We start from the raw sequence: 18178 nt of genomic DNA, 5'->3' as shown, positions 1-18178 counted from the left end.
CGTATCAAGGAAACTCGCTAAATCAATAAAATATGATGTGTCACGACATATCTTATTCTTCATTTAAAAAGAGTAGGATATGATGTGACACACATTATATTATATAAAACGCCACAAAGTTGCCCCTATGAACTCCCCATATTTTATAAGGGAACACAATGGCTTATTGTCCTTCTTCAACAAACTTAACAACACGCGCTTTTATAGCATCTCTAACGCTTCTAAAATGCGTCATAATTTCTTCTTCGGTACCGGTTGTTTTTGCAGGATCTTCAAATCCCCAATGCCATTTCACAACAGTAGAGTTTGAAATGACAGGACAATGCTCATCCGCATGTCCGCAAAGTGTAACAACATAATCCGCACGGTTTAAAATCACCGGATCAATGACATCCGAGGTATTATTACTGATATTAATGCCGGCTTCATTCATTACTTGAATGGCTCTAGGATTTAATCCATGAGCTTCGAGGCCAGCACTATATACTTCAAAGCGATCTCCGCCGAATTCCTTCATGAAGCCATCCGCCATTTGACTGCGGCATGAATTACCTGTACATAGGAAGTAAATGAGTTTCTTTTCCATCTTTGTATTTCTCCTTTAAATTTACTAATGAATAATGCTTAACCACAAATAAAGTCCGGTCAAAGTAATAAATAAAACAGGGATGGTTAGCACGATTCCCACTTTGAAATAGTAGCCCCATGTGATTTTTACATTTTTCTTACTGAGGACATGCAGCCACAACAGTGTTGCAAGCGATCCAATAGGCGTGATTTTGGGACCTAGATCAGAGCCTATAACATTGGCATAAATAAGTGCTTCACGAAGTACTCCTTGTGTATTCGTCTCCTGAATGGCCAGTGCGTCAATCATAACGGTTGGCATGTTATTCATAATAGAGGAGAGGATAGCTGCAACAAATCCGGAGCCTACTGTCGCTATAAACAGCCCTTGATCGGCCATCCATTGAAACACCTTGCCGAGCTCTTCTGTAAGTCCTACATTGCGCAGGCCGTATACTACGACATACATGCCGATGGAGAATACGACAACTGACCAAGGAGCGCCTTTGATAACAGCACCCGTTTGGACGACCTTACTGCTTCGAGCAAATACCAGAAAGACGATAGCAGCTATGCCAGCAATGATGGATACTGGAATCTGTACGAGTCCACTTACCATATACGCAACCAACAATACAGAAAGTACAATCCAAGAAAGCTTAAACATCCGCATATCTTTAATTGCTTCCTTAGGTTGTTTTAGTTGACTGAGATCATAGGTTTTTGGAATACGTTTTCGAAATACAAGATACAGCATCAGCAAACTTCCAGCAATAGAAAAGATAGTTGGAACGATCATTCGACTCGCATATTCAGCAAAACCAATGCCAAAGAAATCAGCCGAGACAATGTTAACTAAATTGCTCACGATAAGTGGTAGCGAGGCTGTATCTGAAATAAATCCACTCGCCATAATGAATGGCAAAATCATTCGGTCATCAAACTTGAGTGCCCGAACCATAGCAAGTACAATCGGAGTCAAAATCAGGGCTGCTCCGTCGTTTGCAAACAACGCAGCTACAGCTGCTCCTAGTAAAACAACATAAATGAACATGAGCCTTCCGTTGCCTTTTGCAAAACGCGCCATATGAAGGGCTGCCCATTCAAAGAAACCGATCTCGTCAAGGATAAGCGAAATGAGAATGATGGCTACGAAGGTAAGTGTCGCATTCCACACGATACCTGTAACATCCCATACATCCTGAAAGTTAACGACTCCGAAAAGAAGGGCCAAGATAGCACCGCCAACAGCAGAATATCCGATGTTTAACCCTCTAGGCTGCCAGATGACAAAAATCAGGGTAACGATGAAAATAAGAGATGCAATAACTAACATGTATTCCTCCTTAATTATTTACAACAATTTGGATTAAACCTGCTTAGTTCATCTTTCATAGACGGCAGTTCTTCGAGAATACCTTGTAAGTACGGCTTATCTTCCACATTCAAGGAATAGTAAATCCACTGACTGCGCCTTGTTTCTACGACTAGCCCGCCATTTTTAAGCTTCTTCAAATGCTGGCTAATGTTAGGTTGTGTAGTTTGTAAAATATCGACGATATCACAGACACACATTTCCTTCTCTTTCAGAAGGGCTAGAATAGTCAATCGTGTTTTATCAGCTAACAGTTTCATCGTATCTACAAGAACTGTAGTTGATGTCAAAGAGATCACTCCTTTAAAGATGATGAGGCATTATCACCTTGAGGTGGTTTATATCCAGAACTTATTATACACAGAACATCATATAAGTAAACAATTATATTAGTGATTGATTATATGAAATACTTCGTTGTATTAGTTGCAAATTGCAAATATAACAGGTATAACTAAATGGAGGTGAGCAGGAATGAAGCCCAGTCCTAGAGATTTACTACAAGTCATAGCACGTAATTTTGGATTGTTGAATAAGAGCTGCTGTAATGTAGGTCATCATGATATATCACTAGTCCAAAGCCAAATACTTTACGAAATTGATCGCCAGCATCAACCTTCCGTACAACAAATTGCTGATACGCTAGGGATGGATATAACAACTTTTAGTCGACAAATACAATCGTTAGTGAAAAAGAACTTCGTTAAAAAGATTCAATTGCCTGAAGACAGAAGGGTGTATATCCTACTGTTAACAACGGAAGGTAAGTTTATTGCAGGTGCAATTGATAAAATGATCCAGGATTATTTAGAGAAAGTATTCTTGTGCATGAGTGAGTCGGAGCAAGACATCGTGTTGCAAGCTTTGCAACTATTGAATGAAAGCATCATAAAAGCTAAATCGTTGTACTCAGCGGATGAATGCTAGAGCTAATTCTGCATTCACGTATAATACTTGTAAAATGCAAATATTTTAAAGGGGATAATTAAAATGAGTAGTAAATCGTATGACACCATAGTGATCGGTGGTGGGCAGGCTGGGCTTGCTTCGGGTTATCATCTACAGAATCAAGGGCTGTCTTATCTTATTTTGGAATCTCAACCTGAAGCAGTTGGTTCCTGGCCTAGATATTATGATAGCTTAAAGTTATTTTCACCTGCACGTTATTCATCTCTTCCTGGAATGGAGTTTCCTGGTGAAATGGGCAATTACCCAAGGAGAGATGATGTTATTTCTTATTTCAAACAATATGCTAAGCGCTTTTCACTTTCAGTAAAGGCAAATGAGCATATTGTACAGGTGAGGCAGGAAGATGGACGATTCAATATCTACACAGCCTCTGGAAACACGTATGTATCAAAGACAATTATTAATGCTACAGGCTCTTTTCATAGTCCATACACCCCTCGAATTAATGGAACAGACAAGTTCAAAGGAAAAGTGATACACTCATCGGTTTATCGAAATGCAGAACCTTATAAGAACCAGCGAGTTATAGTCGTTGGACGTGGTAATTCAGCTGTTCAAATTGCCATTGAATTGGCTGATGTAAGCCAAACCAGTTTAGCAGTACTTAAACCAGTTCACTTTACCAAGCAGCGTATACTAGGGAAAGATATTCACTTTTGGTTTCGTCTAACTGGATTAGATACATTTCCTTTTTGGCGTTTCGGGATAAAGTCACCGAATCCAGCCTCCGTAATTGATTTGGATAATTATAAGAACAGAATAGATGCATGTAATCCGGATCAGAAAACGATGTTTAATGCTTTTTATTCCGAAGGAGTTATTTGGCCTAATGGAGAGAAAGAGAAAGTTGATTCGGTCATCTTTGCCACGGGATATAAATCGAGCCTGTTTCATCTAGAGGGACTAGGTGCTGTTGATGAAAATGGCGATCCTTTACAAAAAGGAGGAGTCAGTACAGCCGTTCCAGGGCTTTACTATGTAGGTTTATATGGTCAACGCTCGTTTGCATCAGCTACGATTCGCGGGGTAGGTTCCGATGCAGAATATGTTGTTAAACAACTTATGAGGTATCTGAAAAGAACATAGTTATAGAAGTGTCAATCCTTAAATCAAGAATTTTTGATTTAGTATTGACTTTCATAAAAACTGGATGATATGATACCACCATAAATCAAAATAATTTGATTAAATGAGATTATAAAAGAGTAGGAGGGAAGATGATGTTTAAAGAACTTCCCATCACGCATCAAGGATCATCAGAAGTCGATTTTGCAAAATATGAGGCAAAGTTTAAAGCATTAGCAGATCAAAAACGACTACAGATTATGTATGAGCTCACACAGAGAGGAAACACATGCGTGTGTGATCTAACCGATATTTTCGATATGCAGCAGTCTAAACTGTCATACCATTTAAAAATCTTACTGGATGCTGGTTTAATTCGGAGAGAAACGAAAGGTACATGGAGTTATTACGAACTTAATCAAGAGGAAGTTAACAATCTTCTCTCACCAGAGCTATGCTACATTTTCCGTTTGAATGATGCTAAAACAGGCGATTGTTGCTAATCGCTTTTGTTTTATATAATTAATCAAAATAATTTGATTAAGAGAATGTGGAATTAATACTAACGATACTCAAATCAATTAATTATGGAGGTAATGAATGATGAATACATGTTGTAGTGTTTTGCCTATAGCGATAATTGGTGGGGGGCCTGTAGGCTTAGCAGCAGCAGCTCATTTGGTTTCAAAAGGCGAATCATTCGTTCTATTTGAGACAGCTAACGAGATAGCAGGGAATATTAATCGATGGAGTCATGTACGTCTATTCTCTCCTTGGCAATTTAATATAGATAAAGTAGCCACACAGCTACTCGAGGAAAATGGTTGGAAGGCACCGATTCATACTGATATTCCAACTGGTGGTGAGTTAGTAACGCAGTACCTTGCTCCACTATCCAAGCTGCCGACAATTCAACCACATATCCACTTTAATGCAAAAGTTACTGCAGTAAGTCGTAAAGGTTTGAGCAAAGTAAAAACAGCTGAACGTGAAAAGTTGCCTTTTGTGCTGCATGTCACGGAGAATGGTGAAACAAAGGTCTACGAAGCAAAGGCTGTAATTGATGCATCTGGTACATGGGCTACTCCTAATCCTGCAGTATCGAATGGAATGTGGACGGATAATGAGCTTGCATTGAAAGAACAGATTACTTACGAAATTCCTGATGTGCTAGGTAAACAGAGAGAACGTTATGCTGGTAAACACGTACTTGTTGTTGGAAGTGGTCACTCTGCTATTCATGCACTGTTAGATCTTGAAAAGCTTAAGGAACAGGAGCCAGATACAAACATCTCTTGGATCATTCGCAAATCCCAAGTAAAAGAAGTGTACGGAGGACAAGAGAAGGACAGTCTTCGTGAACGTGGACAGCTGGGTATAAGGTTAGAGAATCTTGTCCTTTCTGGAAAAGTGCAAGTGTACCCATCATTCATGATTGAGAACTTCGAACAATCAGGAAATCAGATTCATGTAATAGGTTACAGTAACGGTCAGACAATCCAAGTTGAATCGATTGATGAAGTTATAAGTAATACCGGATCTCGCCCAGATATGAGCTTCCTTCGTGAAGTCAGAACAGATATCGATTCAGCAATTGAGAGTGTCGGGGTGTTAGCTCCACTGATTGATCCTAATCTTCATAGTTGTGGTACCGTAAGGCCACATGGAGAGAAAGAATTGCGTCAGCCTGAACAAGACTTTTACATCGTTGGAGCGAAAAGCTATGGTCGTGCACCAACGTTTCTTATGGCAACCGGATATGAGCAGGTTAGATCCATTGTGGCAGCTTTGACAGGTGATTGGGAAGCAGCAGAGAAGGTTGAACTAGAACTACCGGAAACAGGAGTTTGTAACATAAGTGTATCTCGTGAAGAGAGCTGCTGTGAGACAGAGGAAGCTGCCCAAGAAAAAAAGGCTGAAAGTACTTGCTGTACAGTTAATCCAAGCCCAAGTAAGAGTTCATCCTGCTGCGGATAATCCTAAGGGAAGGGAAGCAACTATGAAAATCGAGATACGTAGAGCCAGGATAGATGATGCAGCTGCTCTAAACGATATTTATAACTATAATGTTGTTCATGAGCGAAACTCGACATTTGAGAGCAATCCTAAGACGCTTGAAAGCAGAGTGAAATGGATTGAGGAGTCTGGGGAGCATTATCCTATCTTAGTGTGCGTTAGTGAAAATGTAATTCTAGGCTCGGCCTATGTTTCTCCGTATCGTGAGACAAGAGAATGTTATAAAGGTATTGGGGAATTCTCCATTTACATTCATAAAGATTACAGAGGAAAAGGAATAGGTAAGCAACTTCTAGGTGCACTTATAAAGGAATGTGAGAAGCTTCATTACTGGAAGTTACTTTCCCGTATTTTTGACTTTAACGCAGGTAGCCGACAGTTGTGTCGTAGTCTGGGCTTTAGAGAAGTTGGCGTATATGAAAAACATAGCCAATTAGATGGTAAATGGCTTAATGTTGTCATTGTTGAGAAGTTATTTTCAAGTAATATGACGGAGCACAAAGAAAACCCGTAATACTTCATACGAAATTTCTTCGTGCACATAAAATCAAACTAATTGTATTCTTTCATAAGATATGATGTGACACATCTGTCAGATGACAAAAACATAAGGACATTACCGATTAAGGCGGTAACTTTGATGATTGAAATCGTTATTCACAGAATGCAGACGGCGCGAGCTTTTAACTTGAGCGGACTATAGCCGAGCAATTGGGTCCACTTTCTGAACAGCGCCTGATAAATTTGTTATTCATTAATAAAATTCTTATAACGAAGCGGGAAATTAGTGTTGATTCAAGCGATATTCAATCAATTTAGTGAAAAAGAAAAGAACAGGCAATCGACAGACCCCTGTATAGAAACGCCTAATCGTGCCTGTTTCAACTTCAACAATCTACAGTAATCAATAATATTGATAATTCAAATTGCTATTCTTGCCAAACACTCATAGGGTCCCATGGTTTGATCTGATCGCCATATTTCCCAGCCAAAAAAGCTTTCATGTCCTCCAGCTTAGCAGGCACCTCGTTCCAAATTGGAAGGGGGGGTAACCCTCGTTTGCTCTTCAATAGGATATCCACTGTAACATACAAGCGTTCTGGCTGAATCCAATGAAGGAAGCGGGAAATATCAATTTGCTTGGTCAGGGACAAGGAATCCATTTCGTCATTGTAATGCTTGTTGAACTCGCTGATCAGGTTCAGGAGGTAGTCTCTCTGCTCCTTCACGAAGTCCAGGCCGCAGATGGCGCCATGTCCTGGAACAACGATTTCGGGTTTAATTTCATCAATAATGCGATCAAGCACTTTAATCCAATTGAGGGTTCCCTCTTCGCTGTATGCTGTACAACCGTTAAACACGACATCACCAGCGAACAGCACTTTTTCTTTTGGCATCCACAACAGTAAGTCACTGTCAGAGTGCGCTGGAGCTACGCTGTAAATCATAACTTCCGTATCGCCAAGACGGATGTTAATATCGTCCTTGATCTCAATATTCGGGAGCACCCATTCTACGCCTTCCAGGTCGAATCCTTCAAATTCCGCTGCAAAAAAACGCTCTCCCGGAGTCGATTCCGGAGAATCCTTTCCTCTTCTGATGACGCTGTCTATCCAGGCGATGTTTTCGGTGAGACGCTCTCTGGACGCTTCCTTGTGCATAATAATGCAAGCATCTTCAAACACTTTGTTTCCCCAGGAATGGTCGCTGTTATAGTGCGAGTTCACCACATATGCGGGAGAGCCACCGTTGCTTACTTCCATAAAAGCATCCCGCATTTCCCGCGCGTGGAACAAATCGAAGAACGTGTCATACAGCAGCCCATCACCCTTGTTGATGAACCCGGCATTGGCCCAACTGATGCCGCGATACGGTGAAATGCCAGCAAAGACGTCATCTGCGACTTCAAAAAATTTAACGCGAGGTTTTTGGATAATACGTCCATACTTCATGAAAATTCTCCTTTGCGTGTATGTTTTTGGGGCAAGGCATACTGACAGTGTTTTATTATAGAGAACAGAAAACAGATTTGCAAGCGTGCACTTGCATGCATTGATTCTGCGCGATATGATAGTAATTGAGCAGCATCACACTACATGGATGGGGGCGCTGCTGCATGTGCATAACTTGTAGTAGAATAGACTTAACTATGCAAAAGGAGAAATACAATGCAAACATCAGATAGAATCATTGAAGCTGCGACACGGCTCATTAAAAAGAATGGCTATCGGGGAGTAAGCACCAAAGCCATTGCAACGGAAGCTAAAGTCAATGAATCTACGATTTTCCGGCAATTTGGAAGCAAGCAAGGCATATTAGAAGCCATCATTGAAAGACATTCGGATATCCCTCAATTTGAGAAGCTGTTAAAAGAGGACGCGACCGATAATCCGGAAGTCGATCTACTGAATGTAAGTCAGCAGTACCGTTTGTTTTTTCATAAAAATGCGGACATCATTTTAATTGGCCTCCGCGACAAAGGAATGCTTCCCGAATTAGACAGAGTGCTGGCTGATCCGCCGCTGAAGCTGCACTCCTTGCTGGTTGAATATTTTGAACGCTTGCAGAAGAAAAAAGTTATAGCCAGACAGGATGAGCGTCTTATCGCCATGTCTTTTCTCTCGATGTGCTATGGATTTCAGATGAGCGAGCTGATTCACCGGCAATATCAATCCCAACTCGTCACCGAGGAAGAGTTCTACAAGCACAGTGTCTCATTGTTTGTTAAAGGAATTTTGTCTCAGTCATAAGCTTTGTTGATTTATTTACATATGCCGAAGACTGCTTGCGCAGCTCTAACTCTAGTATAATACTAAAAGCAGCTGCTCCTCAAAAGAGGGCGGACTGCTTTTGCTCGACTAGCTTTACCATTCGATTCACATTCATAATAAATGCTGTGAGATACGTCTGTATTCGCATACGATATAGACCTCGGTACTTGGCTGTTTCCATATCGCGGAACCTCTTCATCTCTACAATTTTATGTTCAATAACCGGTCTGCATTTTTCCGTATTAATCTAGAATTTATACCATAAATATGGTGATTATGAATCTTACTTCTAGGAGGTTACAACATGACGACAGAACGCTATCAACGAGGGTGGAACAAACTAATGGAGGTAGGCGGGAGCGGAGGAGCAGCAGAACGTGTAATCGAATCACTTAAAGATATTGCTCCTGACGTTGCTAACTACATTATCTAGATTTCATTTAGAAATATTTATTCCAGAGAATGACTGAACCCAAAAAAGCGGCAACTGTTGACGATTGCTTCCCTGACAACCCAAGGTGGAGTCGAGTCAGAACTTTATCTTAGGATTAGGAGCCCTTGGAAGTATGGATAGAGGTTATTGAAAGTTATACTGACATAAGGGTTTGGATAGCCCAAAACAAATTTATTCCTAATGAGATTATGGAAGTTCTTTCAGAAGATTCTTTAGAACGTGTGAGGTGGATGATTGCTTTAAAAAAACAGGTTACCTGAGAATCTTCTAATAAAAATGGCAAAAGATCATGACTCATCTGTCAGACAAAGAATTGCTTACAACAAAAAAGCGTCAGCGAGATTATTGCAGATGCGAATAGAGGATGAAGATCAGGAGACATATCATACACACAACTCGAAGTAAAAATATACAACCATCATCTGTCGTGGGACAAGAACATGGCCCCATTGAAAGTCGCTAATTTAGCGGCTTTTTGTTCTATCGGTACAAGTTCTTGTCCCGAGTTGAGGACAAGAACTTGAGCCGATTACCGATTAGATATGTATCTAACTGGATTTCCATGCAATTTCATTAAGCTAACGGGCTGGATTACGTACTAACCGTGTTTCTCCGCCGATATGAGAAAAACATCTAGAAACCAATTGTTCCCTATACTACAATGAACGCCATGGTGCATATCCATGGACTATAAGCAAAGAATTCAATCCGTACTTAATTATATCGAATCGCATGTGCAGGAAGACATTCCGTGTGAGTCGCTTGTAGCGTTAGCCGGCTTCTCTAAGTTACATTTTTTGCGTGTGTTTGAGGCGTACACCGGCTTCACCGTCATGTCCTATGTACGCGGTCGCAAATTAGATCTTGCTGACGAATGATTAAGGAAAAGCAATGATAAAATAACGGAGATCGCATATGACTACGGCTTCGAATCCCATGATATATTCGGAAGAGCTTTCAAACGCGTGTATGGAATAACACCAGAAAACTATCGGAGGGGACGGTTTCTTTTGCCTACATTCCACGCTGTTAATCTCGCCTTGCAGCAAAAGGGAGCTGAGCCGTGGATTGGGATAGTCGCTATCCTTTCATTTTATAGTGGTAGTGAAATGTTGCGCTCGGTCATAAAAGGGATTAATTTACGAAATGCTATTGTGCTTGCAGCCTGTCCATCCCGTTGATATGCATTATAATCGTTCTCGAAGGTTTCCTGCATTTCCTCCGATAAGTGGCGGATGTACCGATGCGTGCATTCACGTATTTGTTCAGGTGAACCGAAATCAACCACCAGGTCTAGAACGTCAAGCACATAGAATCCCATTGGATTCGCCTGCGGCAAAAACCATCCAGTCTGGATGACCTCCTCAAGGATCTCCTCAAGATTAGTCTCGTACTTGTCCATCAATGGAGCGACCTTATTTTGAATCAACGTGATTATTTCTGCCAGTTCCCGCTCTCGGGTGGCTTCCTTGGCCAAATTCCATACCTTGCCTTTGTCCCGGAAGCTGCTCAAGCTGATCTCCCAGTATACTTTTCCGCTATGCGTATTTATGATTCGGGAATTGGTATTAAACTCCAAATAACTGCCGGCCGCATTGGAAGAGTGACTTGAAAAACGTACCTCAGCTGTAAAGGAACCGATTGGTTTGATCATACTTCTTCTGGATTTATTGTATTTGAAACCGCATGGAGCGCAGGCCGCCGCAATCCTGGAACAACATTCTCGAAAAATATCCTTACTAGTTGGATAATCTGTCATTTCGCTTCATCTCCATATTTCTTATTTTGTTTAATATAAAAAGGTATAACTACACAGCAATTTCGATTTGTCTCCAAGCCTTTAGTTCCAGTATATATCCTATTATAATCTTACAGGTATAACAAAACACGCCTGAAGCCTTTCGTTATGATATGGTAACTGGAAAGTTAATAGACTGGTTCGCGCCGTGAATTAGGAGGGATAACGTTGAGTTATACTTATTTAAAAAATTTCACAGAGTCAAAAAAAGGCGATCCTGTTTTTGCAATAAATAGAGTAGAAGTGAACCTAATTTATATTAATCCTCTTAAACCTACTTATTTCGTTGGATAAACTCCAAAGGTAGGTTATTTGTTATGCAGTCACCATGTACATGTAAGAAATACAATCATAAGTGTTCATGGAGAAATGAGAACTTATGATTGTATTTGGGTGGAGATTTGATTTAAGTATAATATGCTTAACTGACCAACATAAAAACGTAAAGAAGCCAGACAATGAAGTTTAAGGTTAGCTATAATTCTTAATATGATTCTTATAATTGGCAAGAAGTTGATGACATTTCCGTTTTTGACAAGAACATAAGGATATTATCCCTTAGCAATGTTTAATATGACGTTTTAGGATTGACACATAGCTTTTACAGCAAGTTATTTAATTGAATTAATAAAGATGGTCAAATGTTATCAATGGGAACCGGTTATGAACAAGTTAGATTTATTGTGGCATCCCTTATAGGTCTGTTACAGACAGGGTTTTTGTTAATGAGGATATTCGTGTGTTTTCACATACTAGCACACATGATTACAATTATTAACTGGAAAAAAGTTGCTACTTGTCAATTCCTTATGCTGTAAATAGAATGGATCATTGTGTTCGTATTATTTTGCATAAGAGGTAAAGATATGTATTCTAGGAAGAGATTTAAGAGTTTTCAAAGTTTTGTAGTTTCAATTTTGGTGTTTGCACTACTGGTGACAGCTGTTCCAATCGGCTATGCATCACCTAGTACTGGCTCTGAACAAGCTGCACCAAATTCTTTGAAAAAGGACCAGGAGCAACAAAGTAAAGAGCAAGATCTACTCAAAGAAGAAGTAGTAGATCTAAGAACAGAAGATTCACGCACCTTTTCAAATGGTGATGGTACGTTAACGACGGAGATTTCTCAAGTACCTATTCACTACAAAGACGAATCCTCGGATAAATGGCTCCCCATCGATAATAAACTCCACACGAATGGGCAATTCGTATACAACAATGCGAATGATTATAAAGTCAAATTTTCCAAGAAAAATAAAACAAATGCTAATCTGTTCGAATTAACAGAGGATCAATATGGAATTACTCTGTATCCAGCAGGCAGAAAGCATGAAAACAAGAGCTCTCGAAAAAAAAGAGATACAAGTAGTAACCAAGCTGCATTAGATGCTCCCCAAGAGGTAACAAGCTCACATGAGAAAAACAATATTGAATATCCTGATGTGTATCCTGACGTAAATATCAAGTATACGTTGGCTTCAAACCGTATCAAGGAAGATATTATCCTTGAAAAGATGCCTGATCCAACAACACCGACCGTTTATTCATTCAGCATCGATTTGAAAAATCTTGATTATCGTGCTGAACCGAATGGAACCATCTCATTACTTGATAAGCAAACACAAGATATTGTGTATTTTATTGACAAACCATTTATGTACGATTCGTACAGACCTGAAGGCTATAAATCAAATCCACAGGTTGATACTTATCCTGAAGAGGCGTTGTCATTTGACGTAGAAATGCGAATGCAAGAAGAGGGGGATCAGCTTACGCTGGATATTGTCCCGAATCGTGCATGGTTAGAAGATAGCAGTCGTGTCTATCCCGTCACCATTGATCCAACGATCGTCAAATATCAGCCAAAGGCGAAATTGAATGATACTAACATTCGAAGTGCTTCTCCAACAGCAACAGCACCAACGGAGACAACACTTGGTGTTGGTTTATACAAGGACAGTACAAAGAGTAATGTCATTCGTTCGTTGCTTCATTTTGATACAAGCAATATCAAAAAAGGTTCACAAGTACTTACAGCGGAAATAAATATGCGTCTAGCATCTGTATCCAACGATACGGACATCAGCGCAACGATGCACGTCATTGAGAAAACATGGTCCGAAACGGGAGCGTCGTGGAATAATGCAAACGTCAACGATCCTTGGAAGGTAAAAGGGGGAGACTTTGCAGCGGCTCAAACTTCTACGGTTTCTGGTATCGGCTCTTTAACAACATTGGATATCATTTACCAGTGGCCGATTGCACCGTACATCGTAGACAGATGGATTAACGATCCTTCGCGGAATCGTGGACTTATATTTAAGAGCCACTCGGAAACGACTAACACCTATAAGAAATTCGTATCCGGAGATGATACAGCATTTGCAGAGTATTCTCCCGTTCTAGCGATTACGTACTATCCAGCAAGTCGTTTAGGTATGGAACCGTATTGGACGTATGGCAGTCTCCCAGTCGGAGATGGTGTTAGCTCTGCAAATCTTGGAACAGGTAACCATGTGTTATCGTTTACTGATTTCGTGCTGGACGGTCGAGGAAACTTTGGCTTCTCTCTGAATCGCACGTATAACTCTAAGTCTGGTGAGCATTCTCCATTCGGTTATGGCTGGTCCTTTAATGGTTCGGAATCCATTATAGAGGCACCACGTGCAGGTGAAATTCTATATACAGACAGTGATGCAACTTCACATACGTTCAAGTACAGCAAGGAAACGAATCGTTTTGAAGCACCTCCAGGAACGTATGTAACGCTGAAGAAAAGATATGATGAAAAAGGGTTTACGATAGGCTATGACATTGTAGATAAAACGGGCAATGTTGCTCGATTTGATCGATTACCTTCCGACGAAGAAGTAAGTATTATTCGAGCACGAATTAGCTCAGAATTCGATAGACATGGAAACACAATAACGTATGGCTACGATGTAGCAGGCAAGTTAGCGCAGATTACAGATCCATCTGGCCGTCAATTAATATTGAACCACAATGACAAGGGCAAAGTCATAAGTTCAATGTTGGAGGGAAAGAAATTTGAATATGGCTATGATGCATCATCCAAGTTAATATACGTAGATGAGCACATGGACGCTAGTAAAATAAGCCGTACGCAATTCGAGTACGATAACGGAAATCGTATTAAGGCTGTTATTGATCCTAACGGACGACGTACCGATTTTACGTATGATGAAAATAACTCATTGCTAAAAATACAAGAGCCTTCAGTCGATGCATCTGGAGCAGATTCACCAAACCGTCCAGGTACAAACTATGATTACCAGCTTGACAAGGGTATTGCGGTAATTACCGACCCATTAGGAAATGCAACAACATATCATATGAATAGTAATTATGTTGTCACAAAGGTTATAGACGCGGATGGAAATACATTTACAACTGTAGTAGATGAGAACTTCAATCCTACTGATTCCACAGATGCGAAAAATGGATTGTTGAAGCGTACGTACGATAATAAAGGAAATGTGCTAACAGTCAAGGATGAAGAGGGTAACCTTACAACGTATTTGTATGATAATTTCAGTAATGTAACTTCTGAAACTGATGCGAAAAATAATAAGACGATATATGAGTACAACAACGTAGGCGACCTGATGGTGGTTATTGACCCCAAGCAGGAGCGAACGACCTATACGTACGATCAATACGGTAATCGTAAGACGGCTACACTGTCAAATGGTACGGTAGAGACATTTGATTACGACGATAAGGGTAACTATGTAAAATCTGTAAAGGATGCTTCGGGAAATGTCGTAACATCGTATACGGATAAGTTCGGAAATGTGACGCGTCTTGTTGATGGGGAGCAGCATGAGACCAACTATACGTATAACAAACGCAACCAGTTAACAAGTGTCTTGGATGCAATGCGAAATACTACCTTATATGAATACAATGATGCTGGTGATATGACTAAGTTCATTAATGCCAACGGTCATGTGACGACGTATACGTATAATGGACTAGGGCTTGTAACAAGCAGTACTAATTCGCTGGGGCAAACGACTCATTTGGAGTATGACGCCAATGGAAACCTGAAGAAATCCATTACACCAAATGGCGATACGTTAACGACGCATTACAATAAACTCAATCAGGTTACTGATACCTTCGTAAATGGAAAAGTCAACTGGAGTTATTTATATGATGCGAATGGTAATGTAGAAAAGGTACTGCATAACGGAAATCAGATCAAGCAATATCAGTATTATAAAAATGATACCTTAAAACTTATTACGGATCGTGGAAATAATATTTCATATATTTATGATCCAAATCAGCAAGTAAAAGAACTAGCTTATCGAGTAGGTGCCATTAGAAATACGCAGAAGTATGCTTATAATGCGCTTAATCAATTAACGGAAATATCAAAAAATGACGTTAAGCAAATAAATTACAAGTATAACAAGCTTGATAATTTGGAGCATATCAATCGTGTAAATGGAACATCGACTAGTTTGACATATGACAAAGGCAACCAATTATTAACCCATAATAACATTGGTTCAAATGGTCAAATGATGGATACAGCCTCTTATAGCTATGATAAAAATGGAAACGTCTCTAGCATAGATACTGAAACTGGTACAATTAAGTATGAATATGACGGACTTGAGCAGCTTGTTAAAGAAGTTCTATCAGATGGAACAACAATTGCCTATAGCTATGATAAAGTAGGGAATCGAATTGAGAAGACGATTACAAATAAAAATGAAACAAAGACGATTCGTTACTCGCATAACAACGCGAATCAGGTAGCTAGTATTGACGGAGTTGCTTATACGTATGACAAGAATGGAAACTTAACATTTGATGGTAAGCATTCATATCGCTATAATGAACAAGATCAACTTGTTCAGATAACGGATATCAACGGGGATGTTACTTTCCAAGCCGAGTATGACGAAACAGGTAAACGTATACGCATCGTAACTCCAGAAGGAACGACAAACTTCTTCTACGATGGAGACGACATTCTTTATGAGACAAATGCAAACAATGAGCTAACCGTACAATATACATGGGATGATTCGGGGAATCCTATAACCATGAGTAAAGACGGGGAAACGTACTATTATCATTTGAATGGGCATGCTGATGTTACTGCAATGACAGATAGCAAAGGTAATGTCGTTGCTTCGTATGCATATGACGCTTGGGGAAATATTACGGAGCAAAGTGGCCCACTAGCAGAAGATAACCCCTATCGCTATGCAGGTTATCGCTATGATGAGCATACAGGCTTGTACTATTTGTTAGCACGTTATTACAATCCGGCACATAGTCATTTCTTAACGTTAGATCCTCATTCAGGATCGAGTGAAATCCCTCTAACGAAGAATGGGTATACGTATGCAAATAATAACCCCATAAACTTGGTTGATCCTGATGGTGAGTGGGTAGTTTTAGCTATTAAAATAATTTTTAAAGTTGCACCGAAAGTAATTAAATATGCTAAAAAGGCTTCAAAAAAGATTACTAAAAGTAAAGATCATGGTTATTTACAAACATTTTCATCGAAAGCAAATAGTTCTTACAAAAAAGAAAAAGTTACAAGAAAAACAAAGCAAATAACTGAGCATAGAAGGAATATATCTGCAAAAAACTTAGAAAAAGAGAAGCGTAAATTCTTAGGAAATAATTATGTAAATGTTGCACCGGGAAAGTGGAGAAATAGCAGTGGCTCTAGGCAATTCAGAGCTAAACCCAATGATATTAAAGGAGGACATGGAAATATAGGGCCTCACGTACATTTTGAGTTTTTAAATAAGAATGTAGAAGTAACTAAAAATGTTCATATTCGGTTAAGGTAGAGGGGTGCTAAGTTGATTAGAATATATAGAGATGATGAGTATGCACTTAAGCTTGAATTCAACTTTCTTGGTGCAACAAGACTTAAAGAAATGTTTACGACGGCCCTAAAAGAAAGCAATGATGTTATTCATCTAAAGGATAGTTTTATTGAATTTGAGAAGCCTATTCAGGAATTTTTAGTAACTAATCAGGGTGATCCATCAGAGCTATCTTATGTTGATGGAAAATTCATATTAGAACTAGATATAGAGATTATTGAGTTTTGTATAGACAGATTCAATGACTGTATAAATAAAAAAGATTTTTTCCCATCTGAAATTTGTGATGTTGACTTTGAAAATGATGAGCTAACACTCTACGGTATGTTCATAGAGTAATAAATGACGGATTGTAATCTGGAGTGTTAAATAAAACGGATCATGATCAATTCATGTAAAATGATTATAATCATTTTAACAATACACAGTCATTTCGAGGTTAGTCAGATTAGTCTGGCTAACCTCATTTTCATTTTAAATAACATCAGCCGTGGAGGACGACACACAGTCTAGTCAATGAGTAGTAAGCTCATCACACAAGTTACCTTTAAAGAGGAAAGCAAAAAAGAGAAAAATAGCATAGGTAATAAGCAGGGAGCGGGATTGTGACAAAAAGTAATCCTGTTTTTAATCATTGAACTGAATAAAGTGTACCTAGGAACCGGCTACAACAAGTGATTACGCAAAAGATTCAAGGGGAAGAAATACTAAAAAATGAGGTTGCTCATCCAAAAAGTAATGTTCTTGATTTAATGTCTGCACTTCAGGCTAGTCTAGATGCTTTAGATAATAAGAGCAGCTCAAAGTCAATAAAACCAAAGGGGAAACGAAAGAAGGAACAAAACAGCATGATATCGTAAACTAAAAGTATGACAGTGATAAAAACCGATCCTGCTTTTGCAATAAATAGAGTAGAAGTGGACTGTCAACACAAAATCAAACAACTTTTTTAAGGGCTTTTCTTTTATAATTAACTGGGCTCATATAGCCTAATGTCCCATGTATGCGGTGCTTGTTATACCAATTGACATAGTCATATAACTCCAACGTAAGATGTTGCAGGCTCTGAAAATTCATTTGGTTAATAAACTCTGTTTTCATTATTTTAAAGGTAGCTTCAGCAACGGCGTTGTCGTAAGGACAACCTTTCATGCTTAATGAACGGCTAATCTGGAATGTAGCCAATGTCTCATCGATTAACTTATTCTTAAACTCACTACCACGGTCAGTGTGGAACAATTGAATCTGTCGCAAATCTCCTTCCACAGAAGCAAATGC

At 39.4% G+C, this 18178-nt stretch carries 18 protein-coding genes and 1 pseudogene; 12 read left to right on the top strand and 7 right to left on the bottom strand.

Going from position 1 to position 18178, the window contains the following annotated elements; genetic code table 11:
• Nucleotides 1-163 precede the first annotated feature (163 nt).
• Genes arsC through H580_RS0112290 form a run of 3 tightly spaced genes read right to left on the bottom strand, consistent with a single transcriptional unit; the run spans nucleotide 164 to nucleotide 2232 of the window.
• Nucleotides 164-586 (bottom strand): arsenate reductase (thioredoxin), encoded by a 423-nt coding sequence (gene arsC, locus H580_RS0112300; protein ID WP_028595057.1) that lies wholly within the window; start codon nucleotides 584-586, stop codon nucleotides 164-166.
• Nucleotides 587-610: 24 nt separating this feature from the next.
• Entirely contained in the window at nucleotides 611-1903 is a 1293-nt protein-coding gene (locus tag H580_RS0112295) for an arsenic transporter (RefSeq protein WP_028595056.1), read from the bottom strand.
• 14 nt (nucleotides 1904-1917) lie between these two features.
• Nucleotides 1918-2232, bottom strand: a complete 315-nt coding sequence (locus H580_RS0112290; protein ID WP_028595055.1) for an ArsR/SmtB family transcription factor — start codon at nucleotides 2230-2232, stop codon at nucleotides 1918-1920.
• A 184-nt stretch (nucleotides 2233-2416) separates the two neighbouring features.
• On the opposite strand from H580_RS0112290, the gene H580_RS0112285 reads away from it, so the two are divergent.
• From H580_RS0112285 to H580_RS0112265, 5 genes are all read left to right on the top strand, one after another.
• Nucleotides 2417-2869: a MarR family winged helix-turn-helix transcriptional regulator gene (locus tag H580_RS0112285; RefSeq protein WP_028595054.1), complete on the top strand. Its 453-nt coding sequence runs from the start codon at nucleotides 2417-2419 to the stop codon at nucleotides 2867-2869.
• 63 nt (nucleotides 2870-2932) lie between these two features.
• Nucleotides 2933-3997: a flavin-containing monooxygenase gene (locus H580_RS0112280; protein WP_028595053.1), complete on the top strand. Its 1065-nt coding sequence runs from the start codon at nucleotides 2933-2935 to the stop codon at nucleotides 3995-3997.
• A gap of 134 nt (nucleotides 3998-4131) precedes the next feature.
• Nucleotides 4132-4479 carry an ArsR/SmtB family transcription factor gene (locus H580_RS0112275; RefSeq protein ID WP_051217436.1) on the top strand — a complete coding sequence of 116 codons (348 nt, stop codon included), beginning with the start codon at nucleotides 4132-4134 and terminating at the stop codon, nucleotides 4477-4479.
• A gap of 97 nt (nucleotides 4480-4576) precedes the next feature.
• Nucleotides 4577-5953, top strand: a complete 1377-nt coding sequence (locus H580_RS0112270; protein WP_028595051.1) for an NAD(P)-binding domain-containing protein — start codon at nucleotides 4577-4579, stop codon at nucleotides 5951-5953.
• Between the two features lie 22 nt (nucleotides 5954-5975).
• Nucleotides 5976-6506 (top strand): arsinothricin resistance N-acetyltransferase ArsN1 family A, encoded by a 531-nt coding sequence (locus tag H580_RS0112265; RefSeq protein ID WP_051217435.1) that lies wholly within the window; start codon nucleotides 5976-5978, stop codon nucleotides 6504-6506.
• A gap of 415 nt (nucleotides 6507-6921) precedes the next feature.
• Here the strand turns inward: H580_RS0112265 and H580_RS0112260 are convergent, their stop codons facing one another.
• Complete coding sequence (locus H580_RS0112260) at nucleotides 6922-7944, bottom strand: MBL fold metallo-hydrolase (protein ID WP_028595049.1); 1023 nt, start codon at nucleotides 7942-7944, stop codon at nucleotides 6922-6924.
• Nucleotides 7945-8160: 216 nt separating this feature from the next.
• On the opposite strand from H580_RS0112260, the gene H580_RS0112255 reads away from it, so the two are divergent.
• Nucleotides 8161-8742, top strand: coding sequence for a TetR/AcrR family transcriptional regulator (locus tag H580_RS0112255; protein ID WP_028595048.1), 582 nt, complete (start codon nucleotides 8161-8163; stop codon nucleotides 8740-8742).
• 79 nt (nucleotides 8743-8821) lie between these two features.
• Here H580_RS0112255 and H580_RS26810 read toward each other — a convergent pair whose 3' ends face one another.
• Nucleotides 8822-8944: a hypothetical protein gene (locus H580_RS26810; protein WP_281167971.1), complete on the bottom strand. Its 123-nt coding sequence runs from the start codon at nucleotides 8942-8944 to the stop codon at nucleotides 8822-8824.
• Between the two features lie 123 nt (nucleotides 8945-9067).
• Here H580_RS26810 and H580_RS26805 point away from each other — a divergent pair, with 123 nt between their 5' ends.
• The 4 genes and pseudogenes from H580_RS26805 to H580_RS27010 form a co-directional block, all read left to right on the top strand.
• Entirely contained in the window at nucleotides 9068-9196 is a 129-nt protein-coding gene (locus H580_RS26805) for a hypothetical protein (RefSeq protein ID WP_281167970.1), read from the top strand.
• Nucleotides 9197-9321: 125 nt separating this feature from the next.
• Nucleotides 9322-9477 (top strand): hypothetical protein, encoded by a 156-nt coding sequence (locus H580_RS26205; protein ID WP_157282873.1) that lies wholly within the window; start codon nucleotides 9322-9324, stop codon nucleotides 9475-9477.
• A gap of 423 nt (nucleotides 9478-9900) precedes the next feature.
• Nucleotides 9901-10095: an AraC family transcriptional regulator gene (locus H580_RS25500; protein WP_028595047.1), complete on the top strand. Its 195-nt coding sequence runs from the start codon at nucleotides 9901-9903 to the stop codon at nucleotides 10093-10095.
• Nucleotides 10096-10107: 12 nt separating this feature from the next.
• Nucleotides 10108-10398: pseudogene (locus H580_RS27010) on the top strand (helix-turn-helix domain-containing protein); the annotation flags it as partial.
• Here H580_RS27010 and H580_RS26520 read toward each other — a convergent pair.
• A complete protein-coding gene (locus H580_RS26520; RefSeq protein WP_028595046.1) occupies nucleotides 10311-10976 on the bottom strand; it encodes a hypothetical protein in 666 nt (221 codons plus the stop codon). The pseudogene H580_RS27010 and the gene H580_RS26520 sit on opposite strands and share 88 nt — an antisense overlap.
• Before the next feature lie 905 nt (nucleotides 10977-11881).
• Between H580_RS26520 and H580_RS0112220 the strand changes: the two genes are divergently transcribed.
• Both H580_RS0112220 and H580_RS24125 read left to right on the top strand, forming a co-directional pair.
• On the top strand, nucleotides 11882-16861 hold the full coding sequence (locus H580_RS0112220) for an RHS repeat-associated core domain-containing protein (RefSeq protein WP_028595045.1): 4980 nt from the start codon (nucleotides 11882-11884) through the stop codon (nucleotides 16859-16861).
• Nucleotides 16862-16873: 12 nt separating this feature from the next.
• Nucleotides 16874-17239, top strand: coding sequence for a hypothetical protein (locus H580_RS24125; RefSeq protein ID WP_051217434.1), 366 nt, complete (start codon nucleotides 16874-16876; stop codon nucleotides 17237-17239).
• Nucleotides 17240-17836: 597 nt separating this feature from the next.
• Here the strand turns inward: H580_RS24125 and H580_RS0112200 are convergent.
• The coding region (locus H580_RS0112200; RefSeq protein ID WP_028595043.1) for an IS3 family transposase at nucleotides 17837-18178 on the bottom strand (342 nt) is incomplete at its 5' end.

The sequence above is a fragment of the Paenibacillus assamensis DSM 18201 genome (assembly GCF_000422445.1).
In the GTDB taxonomy this organism is placed as follows: domain Bacteria; phylum Bacillota; class Bacilli; order Paenibacillales; family Paenibacillaceae; genus Paenibacillus_B; species Paenibacillus_B assamensis.
The sequence above is the reverse complement of the archived record's forward strand: the minus strand, read 5'-3'. Positions and strand labels throughout refer to the sequence as shown.

Coding starts and splice junctions, on each gene's coding strand:
- H580_RS0112270 (WP_028595051.1), top strand. CDS start 4,577: ATGATGAATACATGTTGTAGTGTTTTGCCTATAGCGATAATTGGTGGG.
- H580_RS0112295 (WP_028595056.1), bottom strand. CDS start 1,903: ATGTTAGTTATTGCATCTCTTATTTTCATCGTTACCCTGATTTTTGTC.
- H580_RS25500 (WP_028595047.1), top strand. CDS start 9,901: ATGGACTATAAGCAAAGAATTCAATCCGTACTTAATTATATCGAATCG.
- H580_RS0112280 (WP_028595053.1), top strand. CDS start 2,933: ATGAGTAGTAAATCGTATGACACCATAGTGATCGGTGGTGGGCAGGCT.
- H580_RS0112275 (WP_051217436.1), top strand. CDS start 4,132: ATGTTTAAAGAACTTCCCATCACGCATCAAGGATCATCAGAAGTCGAT.
- H580_RS0112255 (WP_028595048.1), top strand. CDS start 8,161: ATGCAAACATCAGATAGAATCATTGAAGCTGCGACACGGCTCATTAAA.
- H580_RS26805 (WP_281167970.1), top strand. CDS start 9,068: ATGACGACAGAACGCTATCAACGAGGGTGGAACAAACTAATGGAGGTA.
- arsC (WP_028595057.1), bottom strand. CDS start 586: ATGGAAAAGAAACTCATTTACTTCCTATGTACAGGTAATTCATGCCGC.
- H580_RS26810 (WP_281167971.1), bottom strand. CDS start 8,944: ATGGAAACAGCCAAGTACCGAGGTCTATATCGTATGCGAATACAGACG.
- H580_RS0112285 (WP_028595054.1), top strand. CDS start 2,417: ATGAAGCCCAGTCCTAGAGATTTACTACAAGTCATAGCACGTAATTTT.
- H580_RS26520 (WP_028595046.1), bottom strand. CDS start 10,976: ATGACAGATTATCCAACTAGTAAGGATATTTTTCGAGAATGTTGTTCC.
- H580_RS0112220 (WP_028595045.1), top strand. CDS start 11,882: ATGTATTCTAGGAAGAGATTTAAGAGTTTTCAAAGTTTTGTAGTTTCA.
- H580_RS0112260 (WP_028595049.1), bottom strand. CDS start 7,944: ATGAAGTATGGACGTATTATCCAAAAACCTCGCGTTAAATTTTTTGAA.
- H580_RS0112265 (WP_051217435.1), top strand. CDS start 5,976: ATGAAAATCGAGATACGTAGAGCCAGGATAGATGATGCAGCTGCTCTA.